The following is a 22,313-nucleotide window of genomic DNA, read 5'->3' as shown; positions in this document are numbered from 1 at the left end:
AGTATTCAGGCTTGGCAACAAAATAGATATGAAGCCAATGCCCCTCAAATATATTTGAATAACCTTTTGCCATTAAGTTATTTAAATAATCAAGCGCATCGGAATATGCCTGTTCACTTTCTTGTTTAAAGCGTAAGTAAATTTTACCGTCCGTTGGCATGGCTCTGGCGATAATAGTGTCAGTTTCACAAAAAACATCAGTTTCAGTAAAAGTATCATAAAAACGTTCGGTTTCTGATTGATTGTCTGGATCGTCTTTTTTTCCTGACTTGCTATCAATAATGCCCAGCTTATCCCACGCATGTTTTTGTAAAATTGCTGGTTCATATCCTTTATCAACTAAGGGTTGAATATGTATATCAGCATATTTAAATGCAAAATTTTCCCATTCAAACTGTAAATCAACTAAACGCCATTTGTTATAATCAAAATCGCAGTATTTATCTAACAAAGAACGTCCCTTTGATTCAGCCTCTTTTTCACCCGAATAAAGATATTTTTTTAATAATGCTAAAATTCTATCGGTATCATAATTATCAATAATGCCATTAAAGGCAAAATATTCCTCAACAGTGTTAGTTAGCAAATCTGCATGATATTCTTCTGATTGCTCCAGATATTTTAGGTCGCTTTCAAGTTCAAGTATCTTGGTTTGTCGGTAGGTTTGTTCTATTGGTGTTTCGATAAGAATATTATCCGGTTGACAAAGACTAATTCTGAAATATTTACTAGTCATATCACCAAAAAAAACATCATCCAGCATTTTTTGAAGTTTTTCGGTAAGTAGTGGAACTAAATATTGATTATTTATCTCAACACCATAAATACTCGCATTATATTCTAGCTCATTTATACTTTCTGAATAATAGCGTTTGGAATTTCGTTCATTGAATAAAGCATATATTTCCAGCGTTTTATAATCAAAGGTGATATTAAAGCCACAAACATTTTCAGGGAATTTGTTAGCTGGAATATTTTTTTCATCTTCTGCCTGATTAGTATCAAAAATGCTCTGTAATGCGTTAACTATTTTATCCACCATTTGTATCGGATAATCGGTAAGATATTGTTCAGCCAGACGATGGATTGATTCGACGTGAGTCTTGTTGTGGTCATAAATATATTTCATCACGCCTTGGGCAAAGATACCTACGAATTTATTTTCTGGATCTCTAATTTTCAAAAGATAAGTAATGCAATCAAAATGCATAGGTGAGATGTTCTTCATAAGTTTTGAAAAAATGAGTTGAAGCATCTCTCTGATAAAAATTTGAAATTTAAGATCATTTGGACTTAATGCTTTTAATTGTTCAAATGTCGCTTCGATATTGAATTGCTCACCTTGCTTGATATAGTTTTGTAACAATATTTTTAAGTTATCAAATTCTTGTTCTTGTGGTGTCTTGGTTAAAGCGCCTTCTTTGATCGGGTTATTAATATTTTTTGTTAGTTGTTGAACGGGAGGTACTTTACGTAACTCCTCAAAATCAAATGGGTTCGGTTTACCTTCATCAGCCCATTCGTCGAGGTCAAACCATGGTTTTTCTTTACCGTCATCAATCACATCTTTGGGAGGAATCGGTTTTGGGTGATATTTCGGTTTTGGGGCATCAGGCATTTTGATGATTGTTTTTTCTGTGCAGGTTGATTGTTCAAGCGTTGGTGGAATTGCTTTTTCCTCATATCCCTTTTTGATTTTCGATTTTATCAGTTTGTTGGCTTCTTTTTCCGCATCGGCAGGCGAAGAAAACGTTTTAACTTGTGTTTGCCCTTTTGTCCCTATCTTGCCGAATACTATGGTTAGTGATTCGTTTTGTTGGGTGATATACCAAAATTTGTTTGACTGTAGATCGCTATATTCTAAATACTTTTTCATTGTGTTATGTTTTCCTAATACTTATCTTTTTTATATTTATTAGAATAATTTGAATTTATCCTGTTAATTGGGGCTTAAGCCCCAATTAGTAAGCCTTTTTATTAATTATAATTTGGCTAACTTTTCCTGCCAGTATTCTTGATATTGTGGCAGGCGTTTTTGTGCTGTTTGGTACACCTGTTTTAGTTCAGTAGTATCGAGTTTTCTTTGCAGTTTCTCCATGGCATAATCTAGTTTTTTCTGCTGTATATATGCCATAAACAGCAGTGAGGCATCATAGACTTCGCCCATATCTGGGGTGATTTTTTCAAGCTGTTTGATTGCGCGATAATTATCATCCTCAAAAACCCCAGCTGCTAAAGCTTCATCCAAATACATCATACCAGGCTTAGATTTATCAATAACAGGACTCCCTTTTGGACTATCGAAATAATAATATTGTTTTCGCAGTGCGAATAATTTTTCTTTATCGGGCGCTTGTTTGTTCATTGCAACAGCAATCTTAGCAAAATCCATTACACCATAAATTAGCTGAGCTTGATTTATACCATAAATTCCCATACCCACTTGATAAGGTGTGCCACTAAAATCAATCACGACCCTTTTACCAAAACAGTAAGCTTGTTCAGTGCCCCAAATGATAACAGAGCGAGTACCTATGTCATTTTGCACCCTACAATATTGGATAATAGCATCGAAAATATAGGGATTCGTTATCGTTAATGGCGCAAAAATAACTGCTCTCCATGAGGAATCATAAGTTTCCAATTCTCTAACATTAAACCCACGCTTTTTAGCTTCCAATGGTGTAATGACACAAGGTGGATTTTCGATAAAATTTTGGTCAACTATTGTTAACGGTTTGGAATCGTTTTCATATTTAGGAGGGAGATTATAGATAATTGGTTGACCGCTAACTTCTCCTTCTTCCTCAAGAGCTTCTATAACTAAATTATGAAAATCTGCGTATATCAGTTTTTCTTGCGGATCAGTCGCATTATTAAATAATTTTTTTAACTTTTTAAGAGCATAACTAGGTTTATAATTATCAAAAAGTTCTATTACTAAATTAGTCAATTTACAATTTGGGTTTTTTGGCTCATTCCTTCTGTAATAATCCGTCAAACTAGCTAAATTTTGCGGAATTTTATAAAATTGACTGGATAAATCAGGGGGATCTTGTTGACTTAACTGCAATAATGCAATCGCAACTGCTGTTTCAGGCGTAATACCCCAATATTTTTCAAGAACACCACCAAAATAACTTGCAAAAAAATCGTGTTCATCGTCGGTCTCAAGCGCAAATTTAATTGCCATATCCATATGTTTCACATCCGTCATCGCCAAGGCAATAGCAGCAAATGTCCCAGCGACAGAATTATCTTCATCTTGGAGATCTAAACAACAATGAGATACCTCCATTGTTAATTCAATAAATTCTCGTATTTTATCATGTAAACTTTCGTACATCGCTGCTTTGCGGAAAAAGGCATGTGAATCACTGGCTAATGTTTCAAATTCTTCAATAATCTTGGCTAATTCAGGATAGTATTCTGGTTTAGCAATAAAATAAATCCTAAGCCAATACCCTTTAAATATTTTTGAATAACCTTTTTTCATTAAGCCATTTAAATAATCAAGTGCATCTGAATATGCCTGCTCGCTTTCTTGTTTAAAGCGTAAATAAATTTCACCGTCCGTTGGCATGGCTCTGGCGATAATAGTGTCAGTTTCACAAAATATATCATTTTCAGAAAAAGTATGATAAAAACGCTCCGTTTCTGATTGATTACTTAAATCGTCTTTTTTTTCTGGCTTGCAATCATTAATGAGCTGCTGTTCCCACGCTTGTTTTTGAATAATTGCTGGCTCATATCCTTTATCAACTAAGTCTTTAATATAGATATCAGCATATTTAAATTCAAAATTTGCCCATTCAAACTGTAAATCAACTAAACGCCATTTGTTATAATCAAAATCTTCGTATTTCCTTAACAGAGAACGTCCTTTCGATTCAGCCTCTTTTTCACCCGAATAAAGATATTTTTTTAGTAACACTAAAATTCTATCGGTATCATGTTTTCTTACAATACCATCAAAAGCAAAATATTTATCAACAGTATTAGTTAACAAATCTGCATCATATTCATCTGATTGCTCCAGATATTTTAGGTCTCTTTCAAGCTCAAATAGCCTTGTTTGTCGATAGTTTGGTTCAAGTGGTGTTTCAATAATGATATTGTTTATTTGACAAACTACAATGTTAAAATAATTATCAGTTATACCATCAAAAAAACCATCATTTAGCATTTTTTGGAGTTTTTCGGCAAGTAGTGGAAAAAAATATTGATTATTTATTTGATCACAATAACTTTCCGGATCATATTCAAGCTCATTTATATTTTCTGAATAATATGTTTTTTGATTGCATTTATATGTTAAAGAATTTATTTCTAGAAATTTATCCATTCCCCGATTTTTATAATCAAAAGTAATATAAAAACCATTAATTTGATTCGGTAATTTGTAAGCTGGGATATTATCTTCGCCACCTGCTCGGATAGTATTCACAATGCATTGTAATGCGTTAACTATTTTATTTACCATTTGTACCGAATAATCGGTAAGATATTGTTCCGCCAGACTATGGATTGATTCAGAGCGAGTCTTGTAGTGGCTATAAATATATTTCATTACTCCTTCGGCAAAGAGCCCGCTAAAAGTAATTTTTGGATCTTTGATTCTCAAGAAATACGTAATGCAATCAAAGTGAATCGGTGATATTTTCTTCATAAATTTTGAAAATATCATTTGTAGCATATCTTTGATGAAAATTTGAAATTCATTATTGCTGGGGCTTAATGCTTTTAATTGTTCAAATGTCGCTTCAATATCGAACTCCACACCTTGCTTTATATAACTTCGTAACAATATTTTTAAATTATCAAATTCTTGTTCTTGTGGTGTTTTGGTTAAAGTCTCTTTTTTAATTGAAGTATTACTTTGTTTTGGTGGTTGTTTAACTGGAACAACTTCTTTAGGCGGAACCTTACGTAACTCTTCAAAATCAAATGCTACAAGATCCCTCCACGGTTTTTTTTCACCATCATCAATTACATCTTTGGGTGGAATGGGTTTTGGGTGGTATTTCGGTTTTGGGGCGTCGGCCATTTTGATGATTGTTTTTTCTGTGCAGGTTGATTGTTCAAGCATTGGTGGAATTGCTTTTTCCTCATACCCCTTTTTGATTTTTGATTTGATCAGTTTGTTGGCTTCTTTTTCCGCATCGTAAGGCGAAGAAAACGTTTTAACTTGCGTTTGTCCTTTTGTCCCTATCTTACCAAATACGATTGTTAGGGATTCGTCTTGTTGGGTGATATACCAAAATTTGTTTGATTGTAAATCGCTATATTCTAGATACTTTTTCATTGTGTTATGTTTTCCTTATACTTATCTTTTTTATATTTATCAGAATAATTTGAATTTATCCTGTTTATTGGGGTATAAGCCCCTTTTTATGATTTTATTTTTATAATTTGGCTAACTTTTCCTGCCAGTATTCTTGATATTGTGGCAGGCGTTTTTGTGCTGTTTGGTACACCTGTTTTAGTTCAGTAGTATCGAGTTTTCTTTGCAGTTTCTCCATGGCATAATCTTGTTTTTTCTGCAGCATGTATGCCCTAAACAGTAGTGAGGCATCATAGACTTCGCCCATATCCGGGGTGATTTTTTCAAGCTGTTTGATTGCCCGATAATTATTATCATTAAAAACCCCAGCGCCTAAAGCTTCATCCAAATGCATTATACCGGGCTTGGATTTATCAATGTTTGGGCTTCCTTTTGGACTATCGAAGTAATAGTGTTGTTTTCGCAGTGCGAATAATTTTTCCGTATCGGGGGCTTGTCTATTCATTGCAACAGCAATCTTAGCAAAATCCTTTACACCATAAATTAGCTGAGCTTGGTTTTTACCATAAATTCCCATACCCACTTGATAAGGTGTGCCACTAAAATCAATCACGACCCTTTTACCAAAACAGTAAGCTTTTTCAGCGCCCCAAATGATAGCAGAGCGGGCACCTATGTCATTTCGCACCTTATAATATTGGATAATAGCGTCGAAAATATAGGGATTAGTTATCGTTAATGGGGCAAAAATAACGGCTATCCATGAGGAATCACAAGTTTCTAATTCTCTAACATTAAACCCACGCTTTTTAGCTTGTAAGGGTGTAATAACACATGGTGGATTTTCAATAAAATCTTGGTCAACTATTGTTAACGCTTCAGATTCGCTTTCATATTTAGGAGGGAGATTATAGATAATTGGTTGACCGCTAACTTCTCCTTCTTCCTCAAAAGCTTCTATAACTAAATTATGAAAATCTGCGTATATCAATTTTTCTTGCGGATCCGTCGCATTATTAAATAATTTTTTTAACTTTTTAAGACTATAACTAGGTTCACCAAAAAGATATTTTACTAAATAAGTCAATTTACAATTTGGGTTTTTTGGCTCATTCCTTCTGTAATAATCCGTCAAACTAGCTAAATTTTGCGGAATTTTATAAAATTGACTGGATAATTTAGCTGTATGACAATCATAACTTAATTGCAATAACGCAATCGCAACCGCAGTTTCGGGCGTAATGCCCCAATATTTTTCAAGAACAATACCAAAATTACTAGCCAAATCTTCATAGTAACTATCGATTTCATTAGCAAGTTTAATAGCCAAATCCATATGTTTTACATCCGTCATTGCTAAGGCAATAGCAGCAAATGTCCCAGCAACAGAATTATCTTCTTCTTGTATATCAAAGCTTTCATGACCTTGATACATGGTTAAGTCAACAAACGCTCTTATTTTATCATGTAAACTTTCGTACATCGCTGCTTTGCGGAAAAAGGCATGTGAATCACAGACTATACCTCCATCTAGACATAGATCTGATTCTTCGAGGTTTTTAAGGTATTCAAAGTCTTCAACATATTTAGCAAATTCAGAATAGTATTCAGGCTTGGCAACAAAATAAATATGAAGCCAATGCCCCAGAAATATTACTGAATAACCTTTTGCCATTAAGTTATTTAAATAATCAAGCGCATCGGAATATGCCTGTTCACTTTCTTGTTTAAAGCGTAAGTAAATTTCACCTCCCGTTGACATGGCTCTGGCGATAATAGTATCAGTTTCACAAAAAACATCATTTTCAGTAAAAGTATTATAAAAACGTTCGGTTGCTGATTGATAGCGTGAATCGTCTTTTTTTTCTGACTTGCTATCGATAATGCCCAACTTATCCCATTCTTGTTTTTGAATAATTGCTGGTTCATATCCTTTATCATCTAAGTATTCAACACCGTTATAAGCATATTTATAACTAAAATTTTCCCATTCAAACTGTAAATAAACTAAATGCCATTTGTTATAATCAAAATCTTCATATTTCCTTAACAGAGAACGTCCTTTCGATTCAGCCTCTTTTTCACCCGAATAAAGATATTTTTTTAATAATGCTAAAATTCTATCGGTATAACAATTAGCAATAATGCCATTACAGGCAAAAAATTCATCAACCGTGTCAGTTAGCAAATCTACATCATATTCATCTGATTGCTCCAGATATTTTAGGTCGCTTTCAAGCTCAAGTATCTTTGTTTGTCGGTAGGTTTGTTCTATTGGTGTTTCAATAAGAATATAATCCTGTTGGCAAAGGCTAATTCTGAAATATTTATCAGTCTTATCATCAAAAAAAGCATCATCCAGCATTTTTTGAAGTTTTTCAGTAAGTAGTGGAACAAAATATTGATTATTTATCTGATCACAATACTGAGGCGCATTATACTCTAGATCACTAATATCAAATGTTCGATAATTTTTTGGATTCTCGCCTCGAATTAAAACGAGTATTCTCAGAAATACTTCATCGAAGGTAATATAAAAACCACAAACATTTTCAGCTAATTTGTTAGCTGGAATATTATCTTCTCCACAGGCTCGAATAGTGTCAACAATGTGTTGTAACGTGCTGGCTATTTTATCTGCCATTTGTACCGGATAATCGGTAAGATATTGTTCAGCCAGACGATGGATTGAATCGGGACGGGTTTGATAATAGTCATAAATATATTTCAATACACCTTGAGCATAAAAATCTTTTACCACTATGTTGGGATCTTTGATTGTTAGGAGATAGGTTATACAATCAAAATGCATTGGCGATATTTTATTGATGAATTTTGAAAAAATAACTTCAAGAGTATCTTTAACTAACGTTTGAAATACCTCAGCACTTGGACTTAATGCTTTTAATTGTTCAAATGTCGCTTCGATATCGAACTGCTCACCTTGCTTTATATAACTTCGTAATGATATTTTTAAGTTATCGAATTCTTGTTCTTGTGGTGTTTTGGTTAAAGTGCCTTCTTTGATCGGGTTATTAATATTTTTTGTTAGTTGTTGAACGGGAGGTACTTTACGTAACTCTTCAAAATCAAATTCTACAAGATTTCTCCACGGTTTTTCTTTACCATCATCAATCACATCTTTAGGTGGAATCGGTTTTGGGTGGTATTTGGGTTTTGGGGCGTCGGTCATTTTGATGATTGTTTTTTCTGTGCAGGTTGATTGTTCAAGCGCTGGTGGGATTGCTTTTTCCTCATAGCCCTTTTTGATTTTCGATTTTATCAGTTTGTTGGCTTCTTTTTCCGCATCGGCAGGCGAAGAAAACGTTTTAACTTGTGTTTGCCCTTTTGTCCCTATCTTGCCGAATACTATGGTTAGTGATTCGTTTTGTTGGGTGATATACCAAAATTTGTTTGATAATGTATCTTTAACCTCCAGATAATATTTCATTTCCTATATTCCTAATTATAATTCTATGATGTCAGTTCTTATAAATAAATTGAAAAGTAATTAATATAAGTTTTGAGTTTATAAAATTTTGATTATAAAAACGACCATTATTTTGCTAGCACTGAGATAGAATTAGATAAGTTCTTATATTGAATTCAAATCATATCACTTTCTAATATTTTAGGATTTCTGTATATTCCTTTTGAATAGTGATTATAAAACAAGATAGTTGAATTGATTTTGTCTATTAATTTTCTTTATATAAACATTCGAAACTGTTTTTTTAAGGGGAGTTTGTAGAATAACATTCTAGATTAATAAAGTTGTAAAGGAAATACTTTACACTTTCTACAAGCGATATTGCACCAAAATTTAAAATAACGATATTTATTGCCGCTTTGCAATACAATTAAACTGTTTTGTAGGCTTGTATTGAGTGTTTGGAATGTTTTTTAGGTAATAAATACTGTTAATTCCTTCAATGTAGTTAATATTTAATTTTATTACTCATTACTAACTATTTTTATACATATTAGCAATAACTATGATATGGTAATCACAATTATTTGGTAACTACAGGCATTAATCTTGTTGATGAGAAATGACGCATCACACAAAGTTTACCACTTAGTATGAGGTCATACACAAAGCCCCTACGGACGCACTCTAATTTCAAAAAAAAGCTATAGATGCGAAAATACTTTATTATTTAGCACTATAATCTTATTTGAATTGCCATATAATGCTCGAATACGTTTGAATAACGTCAAACTGTCTCACTAATTCCTACTACTTTTAACTATTAAATGGCAAAACTACTTATCAAAGAGAATGATCGCCAGTTAGCTTTCGTGTGAAATTTGTCGAGCATGAGTTGAGTCTAAGATTTGAGGTGTAACTTCATTTTCTTTTCATCGAGCGATGATTGAACATCTTGATTCATGTCAAAAATTTAATGTCATACCCGTTAGATTGAAACTGAATTTAATAATGCAAATCAACCAGTTAAAATATAAACCCAACAAAAATGCAGAAAGAAAACGCATACCTTGATTGAAATTGAGGCATGCGTCATAAACTGAATTTACCAGCAAAATAGTTAACCGACTTATCTTTTGTAACTAAATTTTACCCTGCACAATGTTTAATCATAAAGCAGCAATGAATCTGTTTATTACGCTTGAAATCTAATGAAATGGTTTTTTCACTAATATCCTCTGCCTGCAAATTAAGTTCCTTGAGGCCCATATAATCAAGTTTAAAGCCACGCTTATTATTCGAAAACATAATCACACCATTAGGACGTAATAAACGTTTTAAATTTTTCATAAGATCTAAATGATCACGTTGTACATCAAATGTGTTAGACATACGCTTTGAGTTAGAGAAAGTCGGTGGATCAACAAAGATTATATCAAATTGTTCGGAACTCTCACGTAAATAAAACAGGCAATCTGCTTGAATAATACGATGATTTTTACCGGTTAATCCATTTTGCTTTAGGTTACGATCTGCCCATTCTAAATACGTGCGTGACATATCCACAGTAGTGGTCGTTTTGGCACCACCCAACCCAGCATAAACTGTAGCACTACCGGTATAAGCAAATAAATTTAAGAAATCTTTTCCTTTCGTTAAATCACCGAGCATCTTACGAGCAATACGGTGATCTAAAAACAAACCAGTATCTAAATAATCCGTTAAATTAACCCAGAATTTTGCGTTATATTCGTTAACTAAAAAGAAATCCTGCTTTTGCGCTAAACTTTGATACTGTTTTTTACCTTTTTGCTTTTCTCGTGTTTTTAGGATTAACTGATTTGCATTCAAAGCTAACACTGACATGGTAGCATTAATGATATCAAATAGACGCTGTTTCGCTTTAGCCATATCAACTGTTTTCGGTGCAGCATACTCTTGAACGACCACTTTATCTTTATATTGGTCGATTGCTACATTGTATTCTGGTAAATCGGCATCATAAAGTCGATAACATTCAATCCCTTCCTGTTTTGCCCATTTTGCTAATTTTAGGCTGTTTTTACGTAAGCGATTTGCAAAATCAGTAGCCGGTATGATGTTATCTAATGAATTTGTATTATCTCGCTTAGCGATGTAATAATTTTTTTGTACACAATCTAATGGACCATTTTTGGCTTTAAATACTCTATCAGCACGCATTTGCAAACAATCCAGCAATTGTGGTGCTGCGCTAAATAATGATAAATGCCATCCGCCAAAAAAGTGTTTAACTCGCTGACCTAGCGTAGTATGTAACGCAATTAATGCCGGCTCACTCTCTAATCGTTCACCATAAGGCGGATTGCTTATTATAAGACCAATTTGGTCAGGATAAGGATTGGTGAGTTGTGTCACATCTTGCACGAGAAAGTCAATATACTGCCCCACACCGGCTTTGTTAGCATTTTGTTTAGCTTTTTTAATTACCTGAGCATCATTATCATAACCTACAAATGGCGTGGTTACTGGTTTAATCTGTTCTTTAGCTTCAAACAGTACTTCATTCCATAATGTGGCATTAAAATTTTTCCATGCTAAAAAACCCCAATTTTTACGTTTTAAACCGGGAGCAATATTGGCTGCCATCATTGCGGCCTCTATTAATAACGTTCCAGAACCACACATCGGGTCAATGCAGACTTGATCATATTGCCATCCAGAACGCTGTATAATTGCTACAGCTAGATTTTCTTTTAGTGGTGCTTCACCGGTTTTCTCACGGTAACCGCGTTGATGTAAACTTTCGCCACTGAGATCTAACGATAAAGTTATACGATTTTTTACCAAGAATGCATGAATCCGAATATCTGGATTATCTTTAACAACGTTAGGTCGTTCTGCCATTTTACGACTGAATACATCCACAATGGCATCTTTAATCTTTAAAGCACCGTATTGGCTATTACGAATAAAATCATTAGTTCCAACAAAGTGAATCATAAAGGAGGCATCGACATTAAAAATATTAGTCCAGTTAAGATTAAGTACACAGCTATAAAGATCTAGATCACTATAAATATCGAATTCAGCAATCGGTAGAAAAATGCGTGATGCTAATCGGGACCAAAGTAAACTACGATATAAGGTTTTATCATCAGCTTCAAAACTAACCCCACCTTGCACGATCTGACAAGCGGTTGCTCCAATATCTTGTAACTCTCGTTTGAGGAGTTCTTCATGCCCCCGCGGACAACTGGAAAATAATTTATTCATTTAATATCACAATACTATAAAATTGTTGTTAATTATATACAGGTTTACTGATTAAACCTAATTTAAACATACAAAAAAGGAAGCCTTAGCTTCCTTATCGCATTTGATTATCGTTGATTGCTAATTAACGCGAGCCTTCAATTCCCATCCAATCAGTATGAAATACACCTTCCTTATCGGTTCGCTGATAAGTGTGAGCGCCAAAGTAATCTCGCTGCGCTTGAATTAGGTTTGCTGGCAATACTGCACTTCGATAACTATCATAATATGTAATGGCAGCAGACAATGTAGGCACAGGGATACCGTTTTGTACAGCTAACGCAACTACATCACGTAATGATTGTTGATAAGCTTCTACAGTTTGTTTGAAATATGGTGTTAATAATAGATTAACCACTTCCTGATTATCCGTATAGGCATCGGTAATTTTCTGTAAGAATTGTGCACGAATGATACAACCTGCTCTAAAAATTTTGGCAATTTCACCATAATTAAGGTTCCATTCATATTTTTCCGAAGCTGCTTTTAATTGTGCAAAACCTTGAGCATAAGAAATAATCTTGCCCATATATAATGCTTTACGAACTTTTTCGATTAATGCTTGTTTATTATCTGATTGTACCGTTACCTTTGGTCCTTGTAATACTCTCGATGCAGCAACCCGTTGCGCTTTACATGCTGAAATATACCGGGCAAAAACTGATTCAGTAATTAACGATAATGGTTCACCTAAATCCAAAGCACTTTGGCTTGTCCATTTACCTGTTCCCTTATTTCCGGCGGCATCTAAAATAACATCAATCAGATAAGTACCTGATGAATCTTTGTGCTTAAAGATATCAGCCGTAATTTCAATTAAATAACTATTTAATTCGCCTTTGTTCCAATCAGTAAATACCTCAGCGAGTTCATCATTAGTCAAGCCAACAGCATGTTTTAAAAATGCATAACTTTCAGCAATCAACTGCATGTCGCCATATTCAATACCATTATGCGCCATTTTGACATAGTGCCCTGCCCCATTTGGACCAATATAGGTTACACATGGTTCACCATTAACTTTAGCAGCAATTTTTTCTAAAATAGGGGCTACTAATTGATAAGCTTCTTTTTGGCCTCCAGGCATAATAGAAGGTCCTTTCAGTGCGCCTTCTTCACCACCAGATACACCAGTGCCAATAAAATTAAAACCAGCATCTGACAAATCTTTATTACGACGGATGGTATCTTCAAAATAAGCATTACCACCATCAATAATGATATCTCCTTTATCTAATAATGGTTTAAGCTCATTTATAACAGCATCGGTACCTTTACCCGCTTGCACCATAATTAAAATCCGTCGAGGTTTTTGTAAAGAATTAACAAATTCTTGTAAGGTATAATAAGGCACTAAATTTTTTCCGGGATTTTCACTTATCACTTCTTCTGTTTTATCTTTAGAACGATTATAAATTGATACCGAATATCCACGACTTTCAATATTTAATGCTAGATTACGGCCCATGACCGCCATACCAATTACACCAATCTCTTGTTTAGACATTTTAAAACCTCTTTTTGTACCCTATTCTTTTATTGTACTATTTGCCTAAAAGCGCAATAAATCCTTCAGATATTAAACCACAAATTATTAAACTAAAAAAGCCGTCATGAATATGGCGGCTTTAAAGATTAAACAATAAAATCATTCATTTTCAAACGAATGACGAATTAATGCTTACGACCGTTTCATCATGTCGAAGAAATCTTCGTTTGTTTTCGTCATCGATAATTTATCAATCAGGAATTCCATTGCATCAACTTCCCCCATTGGGTTAAGGATTTTTCGAAGGATCCACATTTTTTGTAATTCATCCGGTGATGTCATTAACTCTTCTTTACGTGTACCAGAACGGTTAAAATCAATAGCTGGAAATACACGGCGTTCAGCAATTTTACGCGACAAATGAAGCTCCATGTTACCCGTTCCTTTGAACTCTTCATAAATTACTTCATCCATTTTTGATCCAGTATCGACTAATGCCGTAGCAATAATTGTTAAACTACCACCCTCTTCAACATTACGTGCCGCACCAAAAAACCGCTTAGGACGATGTAACGCATTAGCATCCACCCCACCGGTTAATACTTTACCTGATGATGGTACAACGGTATTATAGGCTCGCGCTAAGCGAGTAATTGAATCTAATAAAATAATGACATCTTTTTTATGTTCAACTAAACGTTTAGCACGCTCTATAACCATTTCAGCCACTTGTACATGACGAGCAGCCGGTTCATCAAATGTTGATGCAACCACTTCACCTTTTACCAAACGTTGCATTTCTGTTACTTCTTCCGGGCGTTCGTCTATTAACAATACCATTAATTCACATTCCGGATAATTCATTGCTAAACTTTGAGCAATGTTTTGTAATAACATTGTCTTACCTGCTTTTGGCGGAGCAACAATTAAACCACGTTGTCCCTTACCAATAGGTGCGGCCAAATCAAGAACTCGTGCGGTAATATCTTCAGTTGATCCATTACCACGTTCCATACGCAATCGTGAATTGGCATGCAATGGTGTTAAATTTTCAAAGAGAATTTTATTACGAGCATCTTCTGGTTTATCGTGATTGACTTCATTAACTTTTAGGAGGGCAAAATAACGTTCCCCCTCTTTCGGAGGACGTATTTTACCGGAAATCGTATCGCCAGTACGTAAGTTAAAACGTCGAATTTGGCTCGGTGATACATAAATATCATCAGGTCCAGCTAAATACGAACTATCAGCAGAACGTAAGAAACCAAAGCCATCTTGCAAAATTTCGATAACACCGTCACCAAAGATGTCTTCACCACTTTTAGCGTGTTGTTTTAAAATTGCAAAAATAATATCTTGTTTGCGTAAGCGGGCTAAATTTTCAAGCCCCATTGTTTTTTCACCAAGAGCGATAAGCTCAGATACTGGTTTTGTTTTTAATTCAGTTAAATTCATAAGTTTTTTAAGATTATTGAGGATATGTTCGATATGTCGTTCAGTTATATGTATTTAAATTGTTTAAATAGCCTATAGATTTATCATGTCATCTCTTTTCTACAATATAAAGAAACTCAAAATAATGTATGTTAAAATGAGCTTTAAAATAATTATATTATTGTACACTTCCACGATGCTTGATATAAATAGTAATCGACATAAGTGGAAGGATTGCAGACAAGTCTAGATTAAGACCCTCGTAATATATACTATAGTGCTACAAATGTCTATTATTAATCATCAAATTTTGCGAAGAATCTTTAAAAAATAAACATTTATTACAAATCTGTAATAAATCGAACGTAAATTAGGAATAATTATTTTGGTTGCATTTTTGCTATTGCGAATCAATTAGGGCGCTAAATTTCTATTTATTTTAATAAATGATGTTCAAGAATAATCAGTTAGTTTACCCGCTTCCATTTTAAAATGCTTGCTAGCATAATTAGCAACCTCATGATCATGAGTGACCAATAAAATTGTAGTGCCCTGAGAATGTAAACCAGAAAACAACTGCATAATTTGCCGCGAACTTTCATCATCTAAATCGTTAGTCGGTTCATCCGCTAGTAATAATTTTGGAGAACAGATTAAAGCCCGGACAATAGCAACCCGTCGCATTTCACCACCTGACATCTGGTTAGGATATATTTCACTTAAATGGCTAATTTCAGCCATTTGCATTAATTGCTGAGCGCGTTTATTACAACATTCAATATTATCTGGCTGTTTATTTTTAGAATAAAGATAATAAGGTAAACAGATATTTTCCATTGCGGTTAAATTGGTTAGCAAACTGCTCCCTTGCGGAACATAACCAATCGTTTGATTACGAAATTGTGAAGCTTGTTCATCATCAAATGGTGCAATATCGGTATTATCGATAATTATTCGTCCTTGTGTCGGCGTAGAAATGCCAGCAATAATATTAAGTAATGTAGTTTTACCACTGCCTGAACGCCCCATAATACAAGCATAATCACGCTGTTGTAAGGAAAATGAAACATTATCTACCGCACAAAAAAGTGTTTGGCGTTGATATTGCTTGCGAATATTTTTCACTTCCAATAACATTATTCACCCTCTCTATATGCCTGATAACTGTCAGTTCTTGTAATGGATAATACTGAATAACTACTAGCTAAAGGTGCAATAATTAACGTTAGTATGAACACTATCAGACCATAGGTTATCGCACTACTAAAGCTAGCATTTATACAAGGTAATCCCAGGGATTGACAAATCAGCATACTAAATGCACATAACACTATAGTAGCGAATATGATACCTATTATTGCGCCAATTACACTAATGATAAACGACTCAATAAATAACATTTTTACCAGCATGCTACGCGAAGCACCGAGGATCCTTAAAATACCTACTTCTCGTTTACGTTCATTAATCGTTGAAGAATATACAATAAAAATAACGACTATTGCCAATAACCAAAAGATAGCTGCTAAAGTGTACACAATAACCGAGAAGCTGTTTAACCATTTATAGATATCGCTAATCATTACTTTAGTCATCACAAAATCTAAATTATATTCAACAGCATACTTTTGCATAATCTGATTAACAATTGCTTTTGGTTGATAATCATGATCCACGCGGATAAAAATAGATGATACATAATTCCTAATATGATCAACATCACCACTAAGAAGGTCGGCCGTTTTCATTAAATTATACGCTGCATCCATAGTCATAAAGACAGACGTATCAAACCCCATTCCGGTACTGTCCATTTTTGCAGCAACGCGAAAACGATGATTAAAAAAGGTTATTTCATCACCAACATCAGCCAGAATTTTAGAACCAACGACCACTTCATTGTCGTGTAAACGAGCCGTTAATTGTTGTTTCATCCACGGTGAGATTACAAAATCCGTCGATTGTTCAAAGCCAATTAACTGTAGTTTTGAGGTACAACAACCAGCACTTAATGAGGCTATAAATAATTGTGATGATACAGCCGTAATCCCCTTAATTTTTTCGATTTTTTGGGCTAAATCGGCTTTTAAATAAAAAGTACTTGGTTCACCACGTAATAAAGCTACTTCTAACTCTTTTTCATAACCATAAGGCACAATTAATATATCTGCACCTAACCGATTTGCCATCCCAGCAATGCCATCATTTAAATTTTTAGTTAAGATACTGCCACCAAATAAGCTAGCTGAAAAAAGTAATGTCATAATGATTAAACATGTCGTTCTAAACGGTTTCTGGGCTAAATTACGCCAAGCCAAGCGATAAATGGTTATGGGTTTAATCTGAGGCATTATGTGCATAAAGTTCTATTCCGATTTTATCAATATTATTTTTAAAATAATAAAATTAAAATGAAAAAAATTATTTAACTGAGTCGTTTTAAATAGAATATATTGACAAGTATGCCAATAAAAAGTATGCCGCTTAAGAGTAATAAAGCAGGTAATGTACCAATATGACATGCCATCATTTCACTGGGACAAACGCCAATTAGTATTGTTGGCACTGCTGCAACAAACATAGCAATCACAACCAATGATATATTTAATCCCAAACGAATTAATGTCGATTTGATTAATAGTAAAATCAAACCGATTACCACCATTGCCGTTCCTATCCCAATTTCTGCTTGCGATGTCCAATGACATTTCATAAATTTATAAGTAATATGATGATCATGACTATTAGCCATAATTTCTGTTGGAGGACATACTGGTAAAATATAGGTTGGAACCAATATTACCAGTAATCCTATTAAAATTACAAAAGCCGAACTAAGAAATCGATTCATTATTTTATTCCTAACTTTATGATTGATATCTTATTTAAGATTATCAATAATTTGTGCAATCTTTCCATGCTCCAATACCACCGTAGTTTCAGCATGTTTAGCAACTTCAGGCGAATGTGTGACAACAATGATAGAGCTACCTTCTTGATGTAATTGGTGCAATAAATTCATCACTAATGATTCATTTGCTTCATCCAGATTCCCTGTTGGTTCATCGGCCAAAATTAATTTTGGATAATTAATTAATGCCCGCGCAATACAAACGCGCTGCTGCTCACCACCCGATAACTGTCGAGGTAAATGTTTTGCCCTTGCATGCAGTCCTACTCTTTCTAAGGCATTAAGGGCTTCTTTTTCGTCAACCATACTATGATAATACTGTGCTAACATGACATTTTCTAAAGCGGTAAGATAGGGAACAAGATGAAATTGTTGAAATATCAAGCCAATCTTATCACGCCGAATAACCGTTAAATCCGTTAATGAAAGTTGAGTAATATCTTGTCCATCAAGAATAACCGAACCACTGGTTGGTTTATCCATACATCCAATAATATTCATGAGTGTACTTTTACCACTACCTGAAGGTCCCATGATTGACAACCACTTGCCATCACCTACCGTCATATTGATATCAGCTAATGCATATAACGAACCATAATTTTTTGATACATTATTCACTTCAAGTATATTCATTTTTTTATACTCTTTTTTTAGTTATATTCTACTACCTAGATAAGATAAGTTAAATATAATTGCAGGTAAGCACAGACAATTATCACTCACTCTTGATGTTTATTCACCCCGTAATACTAAAGCCGGCTCAACTTCTACTGCTTGCTTAACTGGCATTAAGCATGCAACAACCGTAACAAGCATCGAAATTAATATCGTAAATGGAATAAGATAAAATTCAAATACAATCGAACTACCAAAGACTTCCCGACTTATTACTTGTGCAAATAATAATCCAAATAATGAACCTATCAAACCACCGATAAAACCTAAAAAAAGACTTTCAGCAAGAAATTCTTTAGCAATACGGCGATTTTCAGCACCGAGTGCCTTTTTCAAACCAATTTCTTTACGACGCTCAATCACCACTGTCATCATAGTTGTCGCAACACAGATCATCGTTAAAATTAGCACCACAGATGTAACCAAATAGAGTAATGACGATAATTTTCCTAACACCTGGGTTTCTGATTGTGTTACCCATTTGATAAGATGAGGTTCAATGCTAGGAAAATTCAGTTTCACTTTAGCTATATAATTTTGAAGTTCTTCTTTAGGGGCACTAATACTTAATTCAATGACTTCAGCCTGATTTTGCTCTTGTAATAAACTTTCCAATTTAGTAAAGTTCACAAAAATAAAGCTATCTTCCGTTTTCCCTGTCTTAACAATCCCCACAATTTTGAATATTTGGTCGAAATTATCATTTTGTCTAGACTTACCAGCAATTGGCATTATGTCACCAATTGATAAATGCGCATAGTTAGCGACATCTATACCGATCATAATTTCATTATCTTGTGATGGAAATTGACCTTCAATTAACCAATATGGGCTCGTTTTAGTAATTTGCTGAAAATCTGTTCCCACCAAAGTATAAGGCACGACATTACTACGCACCGCTAAATAACGAAACGGTGTGACACCGATTCGCTGTGTAGATGGAATCAAATCCGTTGCAGCATTAACGAGGTTAAGATCGATAGTAGCATGACTACCGGCTGGCATGAAAATAATATTTGCACCGTAGGAACGAAACGCTTTACCCATTTGACGTGGAATATCATAACAAAGTGTCACCATCCCGAATAGAACCGTTGCGCCTATTGCTGTTCCTAATAACGCGACTAAAATACGTGAACGTCGTCGTATTAAAGAACTTAGTAACGTTTTGGTTATAAATAGTCTATTTTTATTAAGCATAGCCAAATACCTTTATCGACCGTGTAAAACATCAATAGGTTTTAAAAAAATCATCATCCTCAAAGCTGGAACACTGCCCAACAATGTAATAAATAGAACCATCAAGCCTACTAGTGGAATAATCAATATTTTCGGTTCTATCGTGGAACCAAATACTGTATAGCCAATGATTTGCGCAAAACCAACACCTATAAAATAACCAATAACGCCACCAATGAAACCAATTATCAAAATCTCACAAATAATTAACATCGCAACTGCAGAATTACTGGCACCCAAAGCCTTCAATAATCCAATTTCTGCACTACGTTCTATCACATTTGCGGTAACTAAATTAGATATTGCTAAAGCTGAACAGACTAGAGAGAGTATGGTTAATAGAATCATTAATAATTGCGTCTTTTGTAAGATCGCACCTTCTGACTCGGCAACTTGCATAATCGCTTTTACTCGAACACTAGGCATGACTTCTTCTAATTGATAAGCAATTGAACTGATATAAGCTGTACAATACCAAACATCCCATTCATTACGCGATAAACTATTTGGATCTTGTGCGGCGCGGCGGGCAAGTTCATTTTCTGGCGTTGTGAGGGCACTTACTTCAATACGTTCAACTAACCCCACTTTATCTGCTAGTTTTTGAGCTATGGGTAATGATACATAGATTTCACTGTCTTCAATACCGCCACTATGGAAAATATTATTGACGGTTAAAGTGATTATTTGCTGCGTTTTTGGCGCAACAATTGTAAATTCATCACCGATTTTCAGATTTAATTTTTTGGCGAGAGTTTCCCCCATCATCGCCCCATGCAAATTATCATCTACCATTTTAGAACCATCAATTTGCCACCATGATTTCATAGCTAACATGCCGGTATCGATTTCATCACCAGTAGGAATGATTAAATGTTTATCAAACCATGTACCAACAATTTTGACTGGTTTATCATCAATATTGGCCGTAACACTCAAATAAGGAGCGAAATCAACAATGTTATAAGCCCAAAATATCATTTTGATTTTAACAAGCTCATCTTCTTGAATGAATTGTGATGGTGTAGCTTGATTGTTATCATCAATTTGATACATATCGCTAACAAAAGAAGCGCCTTTAGGAACAATATTTAAATTTGCACCATAAGCTTTCAACTCTTGATTAACTTTATCACCAACATCAAACATCACATTAAGCATTGACGTTGCTAGCGATACTCCTAATGCTACTGTCAGAACAATCAACAATGATTTTTTCTTTTGTCGGGTCAAAACCCTTAATAACATTTTGCCAAACATAATAATCCAGACCTATTTAAACCGATTTTTTTCGGCTTCCAGATATTTTGGTTTTATAACTATATTACCGTCGTTTACTTGGAACTTTAGTGGCACAGGATTACAACCACCAGGGAAACCAATAGTTGCTATGTTCATTACCACATCACATAAGCTACAAACCACTTGATCACCACGTTGATAATATCCGCTTGCCCCACAAATATCACAAGCATCTAAACCAACACCATAAGCATTTTCACTTTTCTTAATAATAATAAAACGGACAATAGTGCCGTCCTGCGTTGTATATCCAAAACGGTGCAACTTACTATCATTGACTTTTGTTAACGGAATAACAAGTAAACCATTGCTATTTAACCCTATAGGCTCAGCAGGAGAAATTTCAACTCCTTTTTCATATAAGTAGCGTAAACGAGTTACTGTAAAAGCTGTAATCGCCGTTGCTGCCATAATCATCAAAACTTTGCGCCGATCTTGGCGAATATTTGCTTTTATTTTTCGAATTTGGGCAGGATTTTGTCCATTCAATGGTGTAGTTTTACTCTTTATATAAAGCATCAAAGTTAATAATAAACTGATACAAATAAAGACGAAAATAAAAAAATTACCATGGCTTAATACAAAAATAATAAGATCCATTAACCATTGTTGATAAGCAATAATGCGGCGTACAATCATAATTTGCGCAATAGTAATAAAATTCTGAATGGTAAAAATAGCCAAAGCAATACTGATTATGATTAATACCAATTTATTTGCTAATTTATATGTAATACGACAGATAAACAGTGTTATTAATAACATTAAGATGATAGCTGCTGTATATCCTAGCCATTTAAATAGATAATCGGTATTAAAAATAGAATCCATCCCGACATCAAATGCAAATGGATAGAGCAATAGGTTGGGCATAAATAATGCAAAAACAAGCGCTAAGAGTAACGTAATACCACAATTAACAGATAATTGCCACCACGCGTTCATATTGGCTCGCTTTTGTTTAATATAGCAAATCCAGATGCAAAATACTGTAGGAATGATGAAAATACCCCATGAACAGAGTAAAACTAAGTCATAATACTCTCTGATCACTGTGCCGGTATTACGTTTTAAAATTGCATATACCAATGCAACTAAGCAACCTAACAACAAACTTGACCAAATGATTTTTTTCGGTTGAGTGCTCACAATACGCAGAGTTGAAATGAGTAACGCAACTATTACAGCAGAAATAAAAGTATTATCGGTTACATTAATTAGGTATTGCAACATAGCTTAGTCCGTTAGACTT

At 34.3% G+C, this 22,313-nt stretch carries 13 protein-coding genes; all 13 read right to left on the bottom strand.

Annotated features, from left to right (window positions below):
* Positions 1-1,876: WGR domain-containing protein (locus FcAc13_RS03635; RefSeq protein ID WP_187754820.1), on the bottom strand; the 1,876-nt coding region annotated here is incomplete at its 3' end.
* 105 nt (positions 1,877-1,981) lie between these two features.
* Positions 1,982-5,305 (bottom strand): DUF6138 family protein, encoded by a 3,324-nt coding sequence (locus FcAc13_RS03630; protein WP_187754819.1) that lies wholly within the window; start codon positions 5,303-5,305, stop codon positions 1,982-1,984.
* Positions 5,306-5,405: 100 nt separating this feature from the next.
* Positions 5,406-8,735 carry a DUF6138 family protein gene (locus FcAc13_RS03625; protein WP_187754818.1) on the bottom strand — a complete coding sequence of 1,110 codons (3,330 nt, stop codon included), beginning with the start codon at positions 8,733-8,735 and terminating at the stop codon, positions 5,406-5,408.
* A gap of 1,128 nt (positions 8,736-9,863) precedes the next feature.
* Positions 9,864-11,969, bottom strand: coding sequence for a bifunctional 23S rRNA (guanine(2069)-N(7))-methyltransferase RlmK/23S rRNA (guanine(2445)-N(2))-methyltransferase RlmL (rlmKL, locus tag FcAc13_RS03620; RefSeq protein ID WP_187754817.1), 2,106 nt, complete (start codon positions 11,967-11,969; stop codon positions 9,864-9,866).
* A 124-nt stretch (positions 11,970-12,093) separates the two neighbouring features.
* Complete coding sequence (gene gndA / locus FcAc13_RS03615) at positions 12,094-13,515, bottom strand: NADP-dependent phosphogluconate dehydrogenase (RefSeq protein WP_187754816.1); 1,422 nt, start codon at positions 13,513-13,515, stop codon at positions 12,094-12,096.
* A gap of 174 nt (positions 13,516-13,689) precedes the next feature.
* A complete protein-coding gene (gene rho / locus FcAc13_RS03610; protein WP_187754815.1) occupies positions 13,690-14,952 on the bottom strand; it encodes a transcription termination factor Rho in 1,263 nt (420 codons plus the stop codon).
* Positions 14,953-15,384: 432 nt separating this feature from the next.
* Positions 15,385-16,068: an ABC transporter ATP-binding protein gene (locus tag FcAc13_RS03605; RefSeq protein ID WP_187754814.1), complete on the bottom strand. Its 684-nt coding sequence runs from the start codon at positions 16,066-16,068 to the stop codon at positions 15,385-15,387.
* Positions 16,068-17,291 (bottom strand): ABC transporter permease, encoded by a 1,224-nt coding sequence (locus FcAc13_RS03600; protein WP_187754813.1) that lies wholly within the window; start codon positions 17,289-17,291, stop codon positions 16,068-16,070. Before FcAc13_RS03600 ends, FcAc13_RS03605 begins: the two co-directional genes overlap by 1 nt.
* Before the next feature lie 65 nt (positions 17,292-17,356).
* Positions 17,357-17,782, bottom strand: a complete 426-nt coding sequence (locus tag FcAc13_RS03595; RefSeq protein ID WP_187754812.1) for a DUF4418 family protein — start codon at positions 17,780-17,782, stop codon at positions 17,357-17,359.
* 30 nt (positions 17,783-17,812) lie between these two features.
* A complete protein-coding gene (locus FcAc13_RS03590) occupies positions 17,813-18,478 on the bottom strand; it encodes an ABC transporter ATP-binding protein (RefSeq protein WP_187754811.1) in 666 nt (221 codons plus the stop codon).
* A gap of 99 nt (positions 18,479-18,577) precedes the next feature.
* Complete coding sequence (locus FcAc13_RS03585) at positions 18,578-19,720, bottom strand: ABC transporter permease (RefSeq protein ID WP_187754810.1); 1,143 nt, start codon at positions 19,718-19,720, stop codon at positions 18,578-18,580.
* A gap of 12 nt (positions 19,721-19,732) precedes the next feature.
* Positions 19,733-21,019: an ABC transporter permease gene (locus FcAc13_RS03580; RefSeq protein ID WP_187754809.1), complete on the bottom strand. Its 1,287-nt coding sequence runs from the start codon at positions 21,017-21,019 to the stop codon at positions 19,733-19,735.
* Between the two features lie 12 nt (positions 21,020-21,031).
* Complete coding sequence (locus tag FcAc13_RS03575) at positions 21,032-22,294, bottom strand: DUF2318 domain-containing protein (RefSeq protein WP_187754808.1); 1,263 nt, start codon at positions 22,292-22,294, stop codon at positions 21,032-21,034.
* Positions 22,295-22,313: the final 19 nt, after the last annotated feature.

This window comes from Frischella japonica, from assembly GCF_014489845.1.
Lineage (GTDB): Bacteria > Pseudomonadota > Gammaproteobacteria > Enterobacterales > Orbaceae > Frischella > Frischella japonica.
The sequence above is the reverse complement of the archived record's forward strand: the minus strand, read 5'-3'. Positions and strand labels throughout refer to the sequence as shown.